Below are 14,567 nucleotides of genomic sequence, written 5' to 3' on the forward strand. Positions count from 1 at the left end.
GCCTCCCGAATGAGGGGAGGCTCTTGAATCAAATAAATTTTTAGGCCTTAACGGGAATGCGTTTCAATACGGCTAACAGTAATTCCCAATATTGGCCCACCGTGGTGATATTCACTTGCTCATCAGGGCTGTGTGGGTAACGAATGGTCGGGCCAATCGATACCATGTCCATGGTTGGATAAGGTTCTTTGAACAGACCGCACTCCAGACCGGCGTGGATCACCATGATCACTGGTTCTTTGTGGTAAATATCTTGGTAGGTATCACGCACAATCGCCATCACTTCAGAGTTGTTGTCTGGTTTCCAACCAGGGTAAGCACCGCTGAATTTCACTTCCGCTTTAGCCAGTTTACCCAATGCAGCCAGTTGGCTGCAGACGTTATCGCGGCCTGAATCAATCAACGAGCGGATCAAACACAACACCACAATGTTGTCGCTGTTTGTGGTGATTACGCCTAAGTTCAGTGACGTTTCAGTAACGCCCACCACTTCGTCGCTCATGCGGATCACGCCGTTAGGGCAGGCGTGTAGCACTGCTAACAGTTGTGTTTGCGTTGCCGCATCAAATTGCTCAGCAGGCAATGCTACTGGGCTGAGGCTGAATTTTACGTCGGCATCGGCTACCGCCAGTTCTTGGCGCAGCACCGCTTGATAATCGCTAACGGCCAGCGCCAGTGCATCGGCTTTATCTGCGGCTACAGTAATGGTCGCTTGTGCTTCACGTGGAATGGCGTTACGCAGTGAGCCACCGGTGATGTTGCTCAGTGCCAGACCTAAATCATCAGCGTGATCAAACAGGAAGCGTGCCAGCAATTTGTTGGCATTGCCGCGGCCTAAATGGATGTTAACGCCAGAGTGGCCGCCTTTCAGACCGGAGATTGTCAGCGTAAACGCTTGTGCGTTGCTGGCTGTGGCTTGTTTTACTAACGGCAGGGTGAAGCTTGCGTCAACGCCGCCAGCACAACCCATGTAGATTTCGCCTTCCTGTTCGGAGTCGGTGTTGATCAGAATGTCGCCTTGCAACACGCCTGCTTGCAGACCAAATGCGCCAGTCATGCCAGCTTCTTCATCAATGGTCAGCAATACTTCCAACGGGCCGTGCGCAATGTCAGTGCTTTCTAAAATCGCCAGTGCGGATGACATGCCGATGCCGTTGTCTGCCCCCAGCGTGGTGCCATTGGCTTTGACCCAGTCGCCATCAACCCAAGCTTCGATAGGGTCTTTGGTGAAGTCATGCACTTTATCGGCATTTGCTTGCGGCACCATATCCATATGCGCTTGAATCACTACGCCTTTACGGTCTTCCATACCTGCGGTAGCGGGCTTGCGGATGATCAGGTTGCCGGTGGCATCTTCAATCACAGTTAAACCGCGAGATTTAGCCCAATCTTGAATAAATTGGCTCAGTGCCGCTTCATGTTTAGATGGACGAGGAATTGCACAGATTTTTTCAAACCATTGCCACAAAGGCTGGGGGGCTAATTGGCTGAGTTGAGACACATTGGACTCCTGATAACTGAATTAAACACGGTCGCTGAGTTTGCTTCAGCGAAGATGGCGTCAGTCTATCACAAGTGAAAAGTGTTCGCGTTTGGCAAGCTGATCAAATTGTTTGCCGACTGCAAACAGGAATGAACAGTAGCGGCAGCAGGCGCAATGGTGGTGAGCACCTGCTGCGCGGCATTAGATTTTAAAGCGGTTAACAATCATCACTAAACCATCGTTGATCTGCTCGATACCATTGGCGTTACGCAGAGAGTCTTGCCCTGAGTGATCCAGTTCGCCGACAATTTCGCTGATGGCAGACATATTGCGACTCACCTCTTTAGTGACGCAGCTTTGCTCCTCGGCGGCGGTGGCAATTTGGGTGCTCAAGGCGCTGATGTTGCTAATGAAGGCGATCAGCGTATCTAAGCTTTCTGCGACTGCCGCCGAGCCAGAGGCTGTTTCTTGGCAGCGGTCTTTGGTCTCATCCATCGATTTCACCACTTGTTGGCTACCTCGCAGCAAACGCTCGATGGCTAGCTCAATCTCTTTGGTGCTCTCTTTGGTACGTGTTGCCAGTGAGCGCACTTCATCTGCCACGACCGCAAAACCGCGCCCTTGTTCGCCCGCCCGCGCCGCTTCAATGGCGGCGTTAAGCGCCAATAAGTTGGTTTGTTCGGCAATGTCACCAATAACATTCAAAATGGTACTGATGTTTTGTGTCTGGCCGTTCATCGCTTGCACATCGGCTACCGCTTTTTCCACATCGGCGATCAGTGCCGTCACCGTGGATTGCGCTTGAGAGAGAATATTGCGCGATTGTTCGCTGGTGTGATTGGCTTCTTCGGTCAACCTTGCGGTGTCAGCGGCATCGGTGGCCATGGAGTTGGCGGTGGCGTCCATCTCTTCAATTGCCGTGGCAATCTGTTCAGTCTCTTTCACGTGGTTTTGCAGAATATCGCTGTTAGCTGCCGCTTGGCTTTTTAATTGGCCGATACTTCCGTGCAGCGAGTGGGTGGAGCTTTTCACTTCGCCCATCATCTGCTGCAAGCTGGCAATGAACAGGTTGACACCATTGGAGATTTTGCCAATGTCATCATCACTTTTCACTTCAAGGCGTTGGGTCAAATCGCCATTACCACTGGAGAGATTCAGTATGGTATCACGCAGCGAAATGATCGGCCGATAGAGCACATTGACCAAGCCAAAAGCGATAAACACGCACAACACGGTGGCTATCAAGGTGACGATAATCGCATTAGTACGCGCTTGCTCCAACGTGGCAAAGATCTCTGATTTCTCTAGCCCCAAGCCGTAATACCAATTTTTGTCGCCCACGCTGATACGATGGGAAAACATGGTTTTATCTTCGCCATTTAAGGTGTAGTCCACCATGGCATCATCACGACTAACCACAGTGTTAACGGTATCTTTAAACCACGCATATTGATTGGCCTTTTGGCTGGTTTTAATGGCATCCGAAGAGGACGCAAGCAGCGTGGTGTCGTGGTTCAGAATAATTGCCACCGCGCCTGGCATATCGGCGGACGGTGCCACCAATTTGTTTAAAAATGACAATTCCAAATCAACGGAGATGGCGCCGCCCTTAACGCGGTTAACAATGGTTACCCAGTAGGCGCCATCGGTACCTTGATAAGGTTCGGTGACGGTCACATCACTGGCGCGCATGGCACTTTGATACCATGGCCGCTCGGTGACATTGCCGTTATATTTGTGATTCGGCCAACTCGCGGTTGCTTGGTTCCAATAGCCGTCACCATTATCAAAGGCGATAACGGTGCTGCTGGAGTTCATTGCGTTAGCGACTAATTTGGTTAACTCGATAATCTCATCGGGAGTGCCGCTGATTCCGGTATCTTTAAACTGTTGGGAGATCTTGCGAATACCGTTAACTTTTTCGTTGATCATCGCTTCGATGACTTCGGCGCGTCCAGCCACATAGCTGCTACTTTGATTGACGATGGCGGCCGTTAAAGAAGACTTCTGTTGCAGGTAAAGAATCACGCTAGAAACCGCTACGGATACAGCGACTAACAGCATAATGGAAAACATCAGCGCTTTTTTTAATCCGATTTGTTTCATTTAAAAGTCTCCGACAGTGCTGAAATAGTGTTACCAGATCAAGTCTAGTTGCAATTGGCGATATTTCATTATCGGCAGCTATCGGAAAATCTGAATGAATTTCCAACAGTTAAAGCTGTTAACTGTGAGGAAAATCTATAATGCAGCGCTAATCGGTATACAGCTGATTTTCGAAATAGCTTTCGATAATCAATACCGCTGAAACCGAATCAACTTGCCCTTTAGATAGGGCTTTGTAACCACCGTATTCAAACAGGCGAGCTTTAGCATCTGCGGTGGTTAAGCGTTCATCTTGGGTAGCGATTGGCACGCCAAAACGACCATGAATGCGGTTAGCAAATTTGCGCGCCCGCTGGGTCATCTCTTGTTCGGTGCCATCCATATTGAGGGGGAGGCCAACCACGACGATATCGGGTTGCCATTCTTTGATTAGTGCTTCAATCAGCGACCAATCGGGAGTGCCGTCAGTGGCTTTGAGGGCTTTTAATGGTTGAGCGCTGCCAGTAATCGCTTGGCCGATGGCAACACCGATACTTTTGGTGCCAAAATCAAAACCTAAAATGGTGTTGGACGACATTGACTCACATTCCTTACAACGGCGCGTTTAACAGAGAGTTATTAAGCGTGGCCGACATCAGTCGACATCTGCCAAAGATCAAATCCCAGTGATTTGGTGGCGGCTTCCCAACGTTCTTCGTAGGGCGTATCAAACAGCAGTTCTGCCGTGGCAGGAATGGTCAGCCAAGAGTTTTCTGCTAACTCTTGCTCAAGCTGATTGCGGCTCCAACCGGCATAACCCAGTACCACCAAACAGTGTTTCGGTGCTTTGTTAGTGCCTATCGCGGCCAATACGTCACGGGAGCTGGTCAGCATGATGTCGTCAGAAATTTTACTGCTGTTGGCCCAGTTGGGCTGGGTGGTGTGCAGCACAAAACCGCGCTCAGGATTGACTGGACCACCGACGAGCACTTGTTGCTCTGCGGACGCTTCCAACTGCTGCTCATCGGTAAATTCCAACTGCGCCAGTAGCTCTTCCACATCGATACCAATGGGGCGATTCACCATAATGCCCATCGCGCCTTTCTCATCGTGTTCACAGATGTAGATCAATGACCGCTCAAAGAACGAATCATTCAATGACGGCATGGCAATTAAAAAGTGATTCTGCAAACTTTCCATTAAACAGCTCCTACCTAAATGATGGCTATTAACCGCCAGCAAGCTTCACCTGATAGCCGAGCTTTTCTAACAGGGATTTTAGTTGTTCGCGATTGTCGGTTTGAACTTCGATAGTAAAGTCTTTTACGGTGCCACCACAACCACACTGTTTTTTTAGTTTTTGTGCCAATAGCTTGAGTGCATCAGCATCTAATCCTAAACCGGTGATAACGGACACCCCTTTACCTTTACGACCTTTGCTATCGCGATGAATACGCACAACGCCATCACCCTGAGGAATTTCTACTGGGGCTTCTGGTTGCTCAATGCGCCCTTTATCTGTGCTATACACCAGCAACACATTGGGATCTATCTTCATGACATGCTCAGTTGTTACGTTTAATTGGCCGATTTTAGCAGATTTTTAGTGGCTACCGCAGTAACTGACTATCTTCACAACAGGCGCAAAGAAAAAAACCGCTTCATTTGAAGCGGCGCAGTCATCTCAAGGGTGCAGGGAGTAAGATGAAAGTTGGTGCATTAAGCGCTGTTGAGCGTTGCGGCGGGGTGTGCAACCAACCAAGCGTGAATGTGGCTCCGTTGATGAGCTAAATCATCGCCTGTGCGCAACAGCACTTAAAATTAGTCGAGCATAATGCCTAGCATAACGCTGGCGACAGAAAGCAAAGCCAGTGGTGGCAAGGCGTTACGCCATTTGGGGATCAACAGCACCATTGGCGTTGCCACAAAACTTACCATCGCTAGACTCAAAAATGAGAAGGGCATTGAAAATGCTTTAACCGCAACCCAAGCCATAACAATCAAGGGGAGAATCATCAACAGCTTAGGTTGACTGATTGCCGTCAACCCCGACGCACGCGGTTCTGCTTCAGCGTTTGCGTGCTGTGGTGTGAACAGAAACATCAAACTTGCAATAATTACCATGCTTACAATCCATGCCATGAGCCAGCACTCCCGTGTGTTGAACAATTAATGATAATCATTATCATTTAAAAAATAAAAATTGCAATGGCTAATTGGAAATTATTCGATACTTAATTGCAGTTGTAGATTACTAGCACTGGCGGTAAGCTGGTGTGGTTACGCAATAGACGATCAAAGCAACTAGGTGATTTTTATGAAATATCTAATGTTAGCCGCCGTAGCGTTAGTCCTGTCTGGCTGTGCCTCAGTCAATACTGGCTGGGATTACGACCCAGCTGCCAATTTTTCGCAGTATAAAACCTATGCTTGGGTTGATGACAAAGTGTCGGCTGAAGAGTACCAGCAAGATGGTTTACTAGCGCAGCGCGTACATAACGCCGTCGACAAAGAGTTAGCCGCTAAAGGCTTTGTTAAAGTCGCACCAGAAGAGGCGCAATTGCTGGTGAACTACTTAACTAAAATTAGCAAACAAGCCACGGTAGATACTTTTAATGCTGGCGCTGGTTATGGCCCATATTGGTATCGCGGTTGGTGGGGGGCTAGCAATTCATACTCACAAGTGCGTGAGTACGAAGTTGGTAGCTTAGTGCTAGATTTAGTTGATGCCAAAACCAGCCAGCTGGTATGGCGTGGTACCGCTAAAAACATCGTGCGTGAGTACAAAACGCCCGAACAGCGCATCAATAAAGTGAACCAAGCCGCGCAAGCGATTTTGGAAAACTTCCCTCCTAAAGCACAATAATTGCAGTGTGAATAATTGAGGCTGGCCGTTATGTGTCAGCCTTTTTTATTAATATCCGCACAAATACTCCGTATTTAAACAGCAAAAACTAGGTTTTAATAACCGACAACTATAATTCATCGCACCTTGGTGAGACTTTTGGAGTGAATAATTCGCCACTACGCGGTAAGTTAACGCGGGTATTTGCCCGATGTTGCGCTTCAATACAGATTCAACTTGGATAAGAGCAAGATTCATATAGGAGCATGTGAATGGAAAACCTGAAGAGTTTTATGGAACAACTGCCTGATCTGGTGATGGCCTATGGCATTAAGGTCATCTTCGCCATCATTATTTTCTACATTGGTAAATATTTCGCCTCACTATCGAAGCGCATTACAGTGAATGTGCTCAGTCGCAAAGTCGATAAAACCGTATCATTGTTTGTGGCTAACCTCGCTTGGGCGGTAGTGTTCACCTTTACTATCATCGCTACCTTAGGGCAGCTGGGTATTCAAACCGCATCGCTAGTGGCTATTCTCGGTGCCGCCGGTTTAGCGGTTGGCTTAGCCTTACAAGGTTCACTATCTAACTTTGCATCTGGCGTGTTGTTGGTGATGTTTCGCCCATGTCGTGCTGGCGATTATATTGAAGCAGCCGGTGTGGCGGGCGTGGTGGACGAGATCACTATCTTTGCGACACGTTTAAAGACTCCAGATAACAAAATCATCACCTTACCTAACTCCTCGTTAATGAATGGCAGTATCACTAACTTTTCGATGATGAGCACGCGTCGTTTAGATTTAGTGATTGGTGTGTCTTATGACGCGGATATTAAAAAAGCGAAACAGCTGCTGATTGAGATCCTTGAGAACAACGAAAAGGTATTGAAAGACCCTGCTTATACCGTGGGGTTAAATGACCTAGCGGATTCTTCTATCAATTTTGTGGTGCGTCCTTGGGTGAACTCTGCCGACTTCTTGGCGACCCGTTTTGCATTGTTAGAAACCATTAAGCTGACCTTTGATGAGCACGGCATTGGTATTCCTTATCCGCAAATGGATATTCACGTCAAAGAGCTACCAAGCACACCAACGCATTAGTTTTAGCCAAGCGGGTAGTAGGTTACCCGCTTTTCTACAGGAGAACGTTATGAAAGCAGTATGGCAAAGCTGTGGCTTGTTATTAGCAACAGTATTGGCAACCTCAACGATGGCTGCCGAAGTGACTATGGGCGGTAAGCCTGTGACCTTGGCGGGAGAACTGCCACATGTGGGGCAAGCAGCACCAACATTTAAAGTGGTTGATGATAAGTTTGCCCCCGTATCATTGGCGGACTTTAAAGGTAAAACCGTGCTGATCAGTGCGGTGCCGAGTTTAGATACAGGGGTGTGTGCTCTGCAAACTAAACGCTTCAACAAAGAAGTGGCTAACTTTGATAACAACGTTGTGATGCTGACCATCAGTGAAGATTTGCCGTTTGCGCAAAAGCGTTTCTGCAAAGTGGAAAACGTGGACAAAATCAAAGTGCTGTCTGATTCTGTTTGGCGCGATTTTGCCGCGCAATATGGCTTGATGATCCCTGATATGGGCTTATTAGCGCGGGCGATTTTCATCATTGATAGCGAAGGCAAGTTGCAGTATCAAGAGCTAGTGGCCGATGTATCGCACCATCCCGATTATGATAAGGCGCTGGCTGAGCTGAAAAAGATTAGCCAGTAATGCACTGAAAACCAAGAAAGCGCCTTGCGAGGCGCTTTTTTAATGGCTGCCAACAGGCTAAATCAGCTTGGTGCGCGCACAATCAGTTGACTGCCGTATGTTTGCCTTCTGGCGCTAATGAACTCTTGCTCGCGCAGATGGTACCGACGCAGATTGACGTGAAGACGTTGGTGCACAGTGCTGAGATGTTTTTACTGGGGGAAGATTGGTAAATTTCAGGCATAAAAAAAGCCACATCAATGTGGCCTTAAAAATGGTGCCGGCACCAAGAGTCGAACTCGGGACCTACTGATTACAAGTCAGTTGCTCTACCAACTGAGCTATGCCGGCAACAAGTGGTGCCCGAACCCGGAATCGAACCAGGGACACGCGGATTTTCAATCCGCTGCTCTACCAACTGAGCTATTCGGGCAACTGATGATTTTCGTTATCAGTTTTTACTGCAACATTTCAAGCTGTTTGCCTGTCCTGTCGAAGTGGTGCGTATCTTATAGCGGGTCTTTTGCGGGCGCAACCCCTTTTTAAATTTGTTGGATTCATTCGCTTAGTTAATGCACAAAACGGCAGTTTATGGGGAAATATTCACCCATATTGCTGATTAAGTTCACTAAAGCGGTGTTTGGCAGTGTCATTGCGTTAGGTGCTGCTGGGTGGCTGGGCATTAATTGCGCGATTTGATTAAGTTTTTCGTTTTTTAGAATAATATGAACGAAATTTGTTGATATTAGCGCAAGTGATAATCGATATTATATGCAACATTGTTTTCACATGGGGTCGGTGAATGTTTCGAAATACACGGCAGGGGTACGGTTTAGTCGCGATTACTGCGCATTGGCTATCAGCCGTGATAGTCATTGGCCTGTTCGCCTTGGGGTATTGGATGGTACAGCTTAGCTATTACAGCGATTGGTACCATACCGCACCATACATCCATAAGAGTGTGGGTGTGCTGTTGTTTGCCGCCACATTGCTGCGGTTGTTATGGCGCTTTACTAATCCCAAAGTGGCTGATGTTGAAGGGCAAAGCCGTTTAGTGCGGCTCGCCGCTAAATTAGGGCACGCTGCGCTTTACCTGTTATTGCTGTTGATCATGATCAGTGGTTTGTTGATCTCAACTGCGGATGGTCGCGGTGTCGAGGTATTCAACTGGTTTGTGGTGCCAAGTGCTGGCGAGTTATTTGCCGAACAGGCTGATCGTTCTGGCATGGTGCATCAGTATGCTGCTTATCTATTAATTGGCTTGGTGGTGGTGCACGCGTTAGCCGCGCTGAAACACCATTTTATCGACAAGGATCAAACGCTGATCCGTATGCTTAAACCTAACAGAGGATAAAAAGATGAGAAAGACACTGTTCGCTGGCCTTCTCGGCAGTGCCCTGCTGTTTACTGCAGCTGCTCACGCCGCTGATTATACGATTGACACTCAGGGTGCACATGCATCGATCGATTTTAAAATCAGTCATCTTGGCTACAGCTTTGTTGTTGGTCGTTTTAACGAGTTTGAAGGCACTTTTAGTTTCGATAAAGATGCCATCAGCAATGCTAAGTTTAATGTTACCGTGAAAACTGAAAGTATCGACTCTAACCAAGCTGAGCGTGACAAGCACTTGCGTGGTGACGCGTTTTTAGATGTCAGTAAATACCCGCAAGCAAAATTCGCGTCAACTAGCGTGACAGATAAAGGCGATGGCAAATTTGCGATTAACGGCGATTTAACGCTGCATGGTGTCACTAAGCCAGTAACGATTGACGCAGAATATATCGGTGAAGGTAAAGATCCTTGGGGCGGATACCGTGCTGGTTTTGTTGGCAGCACCGAAATCGCGTTAAAGGACTTCGGTATTGATTCCGATTTAGGGCCAGCATCGACTCACGTAACACTGAACTTTGTCGTTGAAGGCGTTAAAAAATAATAGGTTTCTGATATAAACGGAAAGGCGCATAATGGCGCCTTTCTTCGTTTTTGTACTATGTCAAAGATTCTCAGAGACCGTTATGCAGACTGAGCCAACTTCTCTCTCTTCAAAATTGATCTTACTCATGGCCGTTGCAACCGGCGTTGCAGTAGCTAACAACTATTATGTTCAACCGCTGCTCGATACGATTTCGCAAGCATTTGGTGTGTCTCACGCCGTTGCTGGCACCTTGGTGACCGCCGCGCAGCTGAGTTATGGGCTGGGGCTGTTTTTCATTGTGCCGTTGGCCGACTTAGTTGAACGCCGGGGCATGATTGTGTTGCTGATGCTGCTAGCGACAACAGGCTTGTTGGTCAATGCTGTCGCGCCCAATGTCACTTGGCTACTGATTGGCACCGCGATAACAGGCGGTTGCTCCGTCGTGGCGCAAGTGCTGGTGCCGCTAGCTGCAACCTTGTCGGCTCCAGAGCAGCGCGGTAAAGCGGTTGGCACCGTCATGGGCGGTTTGCTGCTAGGTATTTTGTTAGCACGAGTCGTGGCTGGAACCATCTCTTCACTGTTTTCTTGGCAGGCGGTTTATTGGGTGGCAGCTGTGGCAATGCTGAGTTGTTCTATCTTGTTGTGGCGGGCGTTACCGCAGTATCGACCACAAGTATCGCTCAACTATCGGCAACTCTTGCTTTCGGTTATCAGTTTATTTAAGACCGAACCCGTGTTATTGCAGCGTTCGTTCTTAGGCGCGTTGAGTTTTGCCATGTTTACCCTGTTTTGGACACCGCTAGCCTTTTTGCTCGCTAACCCGCCATATGAATATTCCGATGCAGTGATTGGCTTATTTGGCATTGCCGGTATTGCCGGTGTGATGGCGGCGAAATGGGCGGGAAAGTTAGCCGACGGCGGTAAAGGTAACTTGGGCAGTTGGATTGGCTGGCTAGTCGGTCTTGCCAGTTGGCTATTGTTGTATTTTGCCGACCATTCACTGATCAGCTTGATTGCTGGGATTGTGTTACTTGATCTGGCGGTGCAGATGGCACACGTCAGCAACCAGAACGTGATTTATGCATTGCAGCCCGCCGCTCGTAATCGGCTTAATGCTGGCTATATGACCAGTTACTTTGCTGGCGGCGCATTGGGCTCATATGTCTCTGTCGTGCTGTACCAGTGGCACGGCTGGTTTGCGGTATGCTCTGGTGGGGTCGTTCTGGCGCTGGTGGCGATTGCCTTTATGCTGGTGACTGGCCGTCGTAAACGTTAGCCGATAAAAGGTTAAGCCAGCCCTGTGTTGGCTTAGCTTAGATAAATCACCTGTATATCCACTTGTGGAAAGTGGCGTCGTAAAATAAATAGCTCACTGCGAAACAGTGCGCGCGCCATAGTGAACTGAATCAGCTGTTTTTGCTCCTCATGCTGGTATTGATGCCAATCATTGAGGTAATCCAATAATGCTTCCAAGCTGTTTGATGCTTGCTGCGGGTATCTCAACTTAATTGTTACCATAGTTGATCTCCACTGCTTGTACGGTTTTTTAGGTGCTTAATGCTGTAAACGTGGCATTTTTAGCATTTTGTATAACAGAAGTACAAGGTTGCAGTAGCGGCACAATAGTTTTAGCTTGACACCAAGCCAGCGCTGTAGCGGCTAGGTGCGGTGGTCAAACCACTTGGCGTAATTGTTAGCGATTGTTCGCAGATATGAAAAAGGCCCATTAAGGGCCTTTAAATTTTTCGCATTTAGGCGAATCCGTTTCTCATTTAGAACGGCGCGCTACAAAATTATAGCTCGTCTTCTTTTGGCGGCACGTAACCTTCAACGTGAACGTCACCACCTTCAAACAGAAATGCCACCATTTGCTCTTCCAGCAGTTTGCGATGTTCTGGATTCATCATATTGAGCTTTTTCTCATTGATCAGCATGGTTTGCTTGTTTTGCCATTGTGCCCAAGCTTCTTTACTGATGCTGTCGAAAATCTTTTTACCGAGTTCACCTGGATAAAGTTGAAAATCGAGCCCTTCGGCTTCTTTGTTGAGATAAACGCAATGAACTGTGCGTGCCATGAGTTATTCAAGCTCCTTGATTGAGGCGGTCTGAAGACTCGCGATAATACGTTCGGTTGCCGCAGCCAAGCCGACTCTTGATGGTTGCGCTAAGTTATACCAAAGAGTGGGCTTAGGTTCCATGACGTTGTTGTCACTCTGCTGCCCTTGTAGACCAGCTTCGATGTGGCTTAGGTCAATGTCATCGACATTGATCAGCATCGGCTCAATATCAAAGTGATAATGGCTGAATGTGTGCCTAAATGGCGGCAATGCATGCAAGGTGGCATTGGGCGCCAGTTGGGCGACGCGTGCCTCAAGTGCTGCGGCGCTGCTAAACTCAGGGAAGCACCACAAGCCGCCCCAAATGCCCGCTGGCGGACGCTGTTGCAGTAAGATCTGTTGCTGTTGGCGTAACACTAATAAAAAGCCAGATTTGCTCGGAATCGCCTTTTTAGGCTTTTTATTGGGAAAGTCCTTCTGGCGTCCCTGACGCTGCGCTTGGCAATCGATCGCCACGGGACAACGTTCACACGCAGGTTTGCTGCGGGTACATAAGGTGGCACCAATATCCATCATCGCTTGATTGTATTGGTCGATATGTTGCTTGGGCGATAGCTGTTCCGCCAGTTGCCACAGGGTTTGCTCAACTTTGGCATTGCCGGGCCAGCCTTGAACCGCTTGATGGCGAGTGAGTACCCGTTTGACGTTGCCGTCCAAAATGGCGTGATGTTGACCGCTGGCGAGTGACAAAATCGCCCCAGCAGTGGAACGGCCAACGCCGGGCAGGGCGACGACATCATCAAACTTGTCGGGGAATGTACCGGCAAACTTATCGCGAATGGTGATGGCGGCTTTATGCAGATTGCGGGCGCGGGCGTAGTAGCCGAGGCCGGTCCAATGATGTAGCACTTCATCGATATCGGCATTAGCCAACTCAGTCACTGTGGTGAAGCGCGCCATAAACCGCTCAAAATAAGGGATGACTGTGGCAACTTGGGTTTGTTGCAACATTATCTCTGATATCCATACTTTGTAAGGGGTTTTAGCTTGCTGCCAAGGTAGGGTAGTGCGGCCAAATTGCCGATACCATTCGATGATACGTTGTGAAAAAGGGGCTGTATTCATGGGCGCCAAGTGTATAGCTGGCCCAAATGGCACACAAGCAAATCCTGATGTAGCGCACCAATAAACACTCAGTGGCACACTTTTTCTACGCTAGGGCTTGCACCCTAGGTCGAAGTTTGGATAATGCCCATTCTTTTCACATGGCTGTCCGTTGACAGGAGCAAAAATGAGCGACGTTACTACTGCTGAATTCAATGAAGAAGGCAAGTACCTGCGTAAAGTTAAAAGCTTTGTATTGCGCGAGGGACGACTGACTAAAGGTCAGGCTCAAGCGCTTGAAGAAAACTGGCCAACCATGGGGTTGGAATACTCGCCAGAGCCGTTAGATTTCGCCAAAGTCTTTGGCCGCGAAGCGGACACGGTAGTTGAGATCGGTTTTGGTATGGGCGCTTCATTGGTCGAAATGGCTAAAGCGGCACCTGAACTCAACTTCATCGGTATTGAAGTACACAAACCTGGCGTTGGTGCTTGTTTAGGTTCTGCCGCCGAAGCGGGTGTGACCAATCTACGGGTATATCACCACGATGCGGTTGAAGTGCTTGATCACTGTATTCCAAATGGTTCATTGGCGCGTTTGCAGCTGTTCTTCCCAGATCCTTGGCATAAAAAGCGCCATCATAAGCGCCGTATCGTGCAAGCTGAGTTTGCTGAGCGTGTGCGCAGTTGTTTGAAAATCGGTGGCGTGTTGCATATGGCTACCGACTGGGAAAACTATAGCGAACATATGCTTGAGATCATGAATCAAGCACCTGGCTATAAAAATCAGTCAGCTGATGGTACTGTAGTGCCTCGTCCTGACTATCGCCCATTGACCAAATTCGAAGCTCGTGGCCAACGTCTTGGACACGGAGTTTGGGATCTGATGTTTGAACGCGTTGAGTAATTGTTAGAGGGAGATTTCACCATGGCTATTCGCAGTCGTCGCTTACGTAAAAAATTGCGCGTAGATGAGTTTCAAGAGTTAGGTTTTGATGTAGCTTGGCGCTTCCCTGACACCATCTCTGAAGAAGAGATTGATGCGCAAGTGGACAAATTCATCGCTGAAGTGATTGAACCGCGCAATCTTGGTTTCCACGGCGGTGGTCACCGCATTTGGGACGGCATTGTTGCCACCCAACGCATCGGCAAATGTACTGAAGAAGATCGTCAAGCCGTTGAGGCGTTTTGGAAAGCGCAACAGGTTGATGAGGTGAATATCACCGAACTGTACGACATCTGGTGGAGCTAAGTTACCGCCGTCGTTCTGAAAAGCAGCGTATTGCACGCTGCTTTTTTTACGCCTGTAGCGTTTTTGCCACCGTGGTTGTTAGAAGCGCTAAAAACTCGTCTGTTTGACTACATTACTATTCTAAAAT

17 protein-coding genes and 2 tRNA genes are annotated in these 14,567 nt (G+C 48.3%); 8 read left to right on the top strand and 11 right to left on the bottom strand.

The features are described from left to right. Window positions 1–40: 40 nt before the first annotated feature. The 6 genes from L9G74_RS00875 to L9G74_RS00900 form a co-directional block, all read right to left on the bottom strand. On the bottom strand, window positions 41–1,501 hold the full coding sequence (locus tag L9G74_RS00875; protein ID WP_238894349.1) for an aminoacyl-histidine dipeptidase: 1,461 nt from the start codon (window positions 1,499–1,501) through the stop codon (window positions 41–43). Window positions 1,502–1,684: 183 nt separating this feature from the next. After that, the gene (locus L9G74_RS00880) at window positions 1,685–3,589 is read right to left on the bottom strand and encodes a methyl-accepting chemotaxis protein (RefSeq protein WP_238894350.1); all 1,905 of its coding nucleotides are present in this window, start codon (window positions 3,587–3,589) and stop codon (window positions 1,685–1,687) included. Window positions 3,590–3,737: 148 nt separating this feature from the next. Continuing rightward, a complete protein-coding gene (ruvX, locus tag L9G74_RS00885; RefSeq protein WP_238894351.1) occupies window positions 3,738–4,166 on the bottom strand; it encodes a Holliday junction resolvase RuvX in 429 nt (142 codons plus the stop codon). 41 nt (window positions 4,167–4,207) lie between these two features. Beyond that, complete coding sequence (locus tag L9G74_RS00890) at window positions 4,208–4,768, bottom strand: YqgE/AlgH family protein (protein WP_238894353.1); 561 nt, start codon at window positions 4,766–4,768, stop codon at window positions 4,208–4,210. A 28-nt stretch (window positions 4,769–4,796) separates the two neighbouring features. Beyond that, window positions 4,797–5,126, bottom strand: a complete 330-nt coding sequence (gene yciH / locus L9G74_RS00895; protein ID WP_238894354.1) for a stress response translation initiation inhibitor YciH — start codon at window positions 5,124–5,126, stop codon at window positions 4,797–4,799. 263 nt (window positions 5,127–5,389) lie between these two features. Continuing rightward, complete coding sequence (locus L9G74_RS00900) at window positions 5,390–5,692, bottom strand: hypothetical protein (RefSeq protein WP_238894356.1); 303 nt, start codon at window positions 5,690–5,692, stop codon at window positions 5,390–5,392. A 193-nt stretch (window positions 5,693–5,885) separates the two neighbouring features. On the opposite strand from L9G74_RS00900, the gene L9G74_RS00905 reads away from it, so the two are divergent. From L9G74_RS00905 to tpx, 3 genes are all read left to right on the top strand, one after another. Beyond that, window positions 5,886–6,434 (top strand): DUF4136 domain-containing protein, encoded by a 549-nt coding sequence (locus tag L9G74_RS00905; protein ID WP_238894358.1) that lies wholly within the window; start codon window positions 5,886–5,888, stop codon window positions 6,432–6,434. Between the two features lie 251 nt (window positions 6,435–6,685). Further along, window positions 6,686–7,516, top strand: coding sequence for a mechanosensitive ion channel domain-containing protein (locus L9G74_RS00910; protein ID WP_238894359.1), 831 nt, complete (start codon window positions 6,686–6,688; stop codon window positions 7,514–7,516). A 49-nt stretch (window positions 7,517–7,565) separates the two neighbouring features. After that, window positions 7,566–8,135 carry a thiol peroxidase gene (gene tpx / locus L9G74_RS00915; protein ID WP_438944526.1) on the top strand — a complete coding sequence of 190 codons (570 nt, stop codon included), beginning with the start codon at window positions 7,566–7,568 and terminating at the stop codon, window positions 8,133–8,135. A gap of 254 nt (window positions 8,136–8,389) precedes the next feature. Here tpx and L9G74_RS00920 read toward each other — a convergent pair. After that, a tRNA-Thr gene (locus L9G74_RS00920) sits at window positions 8,390–8,465 on the bottom strand. Between the two features lie 6 nt (window positions 8,466–8,471). After that, window positions 8,472–8,547: transfer RNA gene (locus L9G74_RS00925), tRNA-Phe, on the bottom strand. Window positions 8,548–8,916: 369 nt separating this feature from the next. On the opposite strand from L9G74_RS00925, the gene L9G74_RS00930 reads away from it, so the two are divergent. From L9G74_RS00930 to L9G74_RS00940, 3 genes are all read left to right on the top strand, one after another. Next, window positions 8,917–9,468: a cytochrome b gene (locus L9G74_RS00930; RefSeq protein ID WP_238894361.1), complete on the top strand. Its 552-nt coding sequence runs from the start codon at window positions 8,917–8,919 to the stop codon at window positions 9,466–9,468. A 4-nt stretch (window positions 9,469–9,472) separates the two neighbouring features. Beyond that, on the top strand, window positions 9,473–10,048 hold the full coding sequence (locus tag L9G74_RS00935) for a YceI family protein (RefSeq protein WP_238894362.1): 576 nt from the start codon (window positions 9,473–9,475) through the stop codon (window positions 10,046–10,048). 127 nt (window positions 10,049–10,175) lie between these two features. Then, on the top strand, window positions 10,176–11,306 hold the full coding sequence (locus L9G74_RS00940; RefSeq protein WP_238894363.1) for an MFS transporter: 1,131 nt from the start codon (window positions 10,176–10,178) through the stop codon (window positions 11,304–11,306). 32 nt (window positions 11,307–11,338) lie between these two features. On the opposite strand, the gene L9G74_RS00945 is transcribed toward L9G74_RS00940, so the two are convergent. The 3 genes from L9G74_RS00945 to mutY form a co-directional block, all read right to left on the bottom strand. Continuing rightward, on the bottom strand, window positions 11,339–11,548 hold the full coding sequence (locus L9G74_RS00945) for a hypothetical protein (RefSeq protein ID WP_238894365.1): 210 nt from the start codon (window positions 11,546–11,548) through the stop codon (window positions 11,339–11,341). A 275-nt stretch (window positions 11,549–11,823) separates the two neighbouring features. Then, the gene (locus tag L9G74_RS00950) at window positions 11,824–12,105 is read right to left on the bottom strand and encodes an oxidative damage protection protein (RefSeq protein WP_238894366.1); all 282 of its coding nucleotides are present in this window, start codon (window positions 12,103–12,105) and stop codon (window positions 11,824–11,826) included. Window positions 12,106–12,108: 3 nt separating this feature from the next. After that, entirely contained in the window at window positions 12,109–13,212 is a 1,104-nt protein-coding gene (mutY, locus tag L9G74_RS00955; protein WP_238894367.1) for an A/G-specific adenine glycosylase, read from the bottom strand. A gap of 166 nt (window positions 13,213–13,378) precedes the next feature. Here mutY and trmB point away from each other — a divergent pair, with 166 nt between their 5' ends. Further along, a complete protein-coding gene (trmB, locus tag L9G74_RS00960) occupies window positions 13,379–14,095 on the top strand; it encodes a tRNA (guanosine(46)-N7)-methyltransferase TrmB (protein WP_238894369.1) in 717 nt (238 codons plus the stop codon). 21 nt (window positions 14,096–14,116) lie between these two features. Continuing rightward, complete coding sequence (locus tag L9G74_RS00965; RefSeq protein WP_238894371.1) at window positions 14,117–14,440, top strand: 50S ribosome-binding protein YggL; 324 nt, start codon at window positions 14,117–14,119, stop codon at window positions 14,438–14,440. The last annotated feature ends 127 nt before the right edge of the window (window positions 14,441–14,567 follow it).

Origin of the sequence: Shewanella electrica (assembly GCF_022321485.1) — a bacterium.
Taxonomy (GTDB): domain Bacteria; phylum Pseudomonadota; class Gammaproteobacteria; order Enterobacterales; family Shewanellaceae; genus Shewanella; species Shewanella electrica.

What these genes read in the sequence shown, in the direction of transcription:
- ruvX (WP_238894351.1), bottom strand. Translation starts at nt 4,166, where the DNA reads ATGTCGTCCAACACCATTTTAGGTTTTGATTTTGGCACCAAAAGTATC.
- L9G74_RS00890 (WP_238894353.1), bottom strand. Translation starts at nt 4,768, where the DNA reads ATGGAAAGTTTGCAGAATCACTTTTTAATTGCCATGCCGTCATTGAAT.
- L9G74_RS00910 (WP_238894359.1), top strand. Translation starts at nt 6,686, where the DNA reads ATGGAAAACCTGAAGAGTTTTATGGAACAACTGCCTGATCTGGTGATG.
- L9G74_RS00930 (WP_238894361.1), top strand. Translation starts at nt 8,917, where the DNA reads ATGTTTCGAAATACACGGCAGGGGTACGGTTTAGTCGCGATTACTGCG.
- L9G74_RS00880 (WP_238894350.1), bottom strand. Translation starts at nt 3,589, where the DNA reads ATGAAACAAATCGGATTAAAAAAAGCGCTGATGTTTTCCATTATGCTG.
- L9G74_RS00905 (WP_238894358.1), top strand. Translation starts at nt 5,886, where the DNA reads ATGAAATATCTAATGTTAGCCGCCGTAGCGTTAGTCCTGTCTGGCTGT.
- L9G74_RS00965 (WP_238894371.1), top strand. Translation starts at nt 14,117, where the DNA reads ATGGCTATTCGCAGTCGTCGCTTACGTAAAAAATTGCGCGTAGATGAG.
- tpx (WP_438944526.1), top strand. Translation starts at nt 7,566, where the DNA reads ATGAAAGCAGTATGGCAAAGCTGTGGCTTGTTATTAGCAACAGTATTG.
- yciH (WP_238894354.1), bottom strand. Translation starts at nt 5,126, where the DNA reads ATGAAGATAGATCCCAATGTGTTGCTGGTGTATAGCACAGATAAAGGG.
- mutY (WP_238894367.1), bottom strand. Translation starts at nt 13,212, where the DNA reads ATGAATACAGCCCCTTTTTCACAACGTATCATCGAATGGTATCGGCAA.
- L9G74_RS00940 (WP_238894363.1), top strand. Translation starts at nt 10,176, where the DNA reads ATGGCCGTTGCAACCGGCGTTGCAGTAGCTAACAACTATTATGTTCAA.
- L9G74_RS00945 (WP_238894365.1), bottom strand. Translation starts at nt 11,548, where the DNA reads ATGGTAACAATTAAGTTGAGATACCCGCAGCAAGCATCAAACAGCTTG.
- L9G74_RS00935 (WP_238894362.1), top strand. Translation starts at nt 9,473, where the DNA reads ATGAGAAAGACACTGTTCGCTGGCCTTCTCGGCAGTGCCCTGCTGTTT.
- L9G74_RS00900 (WP_238894356.1), bottom strand. Translation starts at nt 5,692, where the DNA reads ATGGTAATTATTGCAAGTTTGATGTTTCTGTTCACACCACAGCACGCA.
- trmB (WP_238894369.1), top strand. Translation starts at nt 13,379, where the DNA reads ATGAGCGACGTTACTACTGCTGAATTCAATGAAGAAGGCAAGTACCTG.
- L9G74_RS00950 (WP_238894366.1), bottom strand. Translation starts at nt 12,105, where the DNA reads ATGGCACGCACAGTTCATTGCGTTTATCTCAACAAAGAAGCCGAAGGG.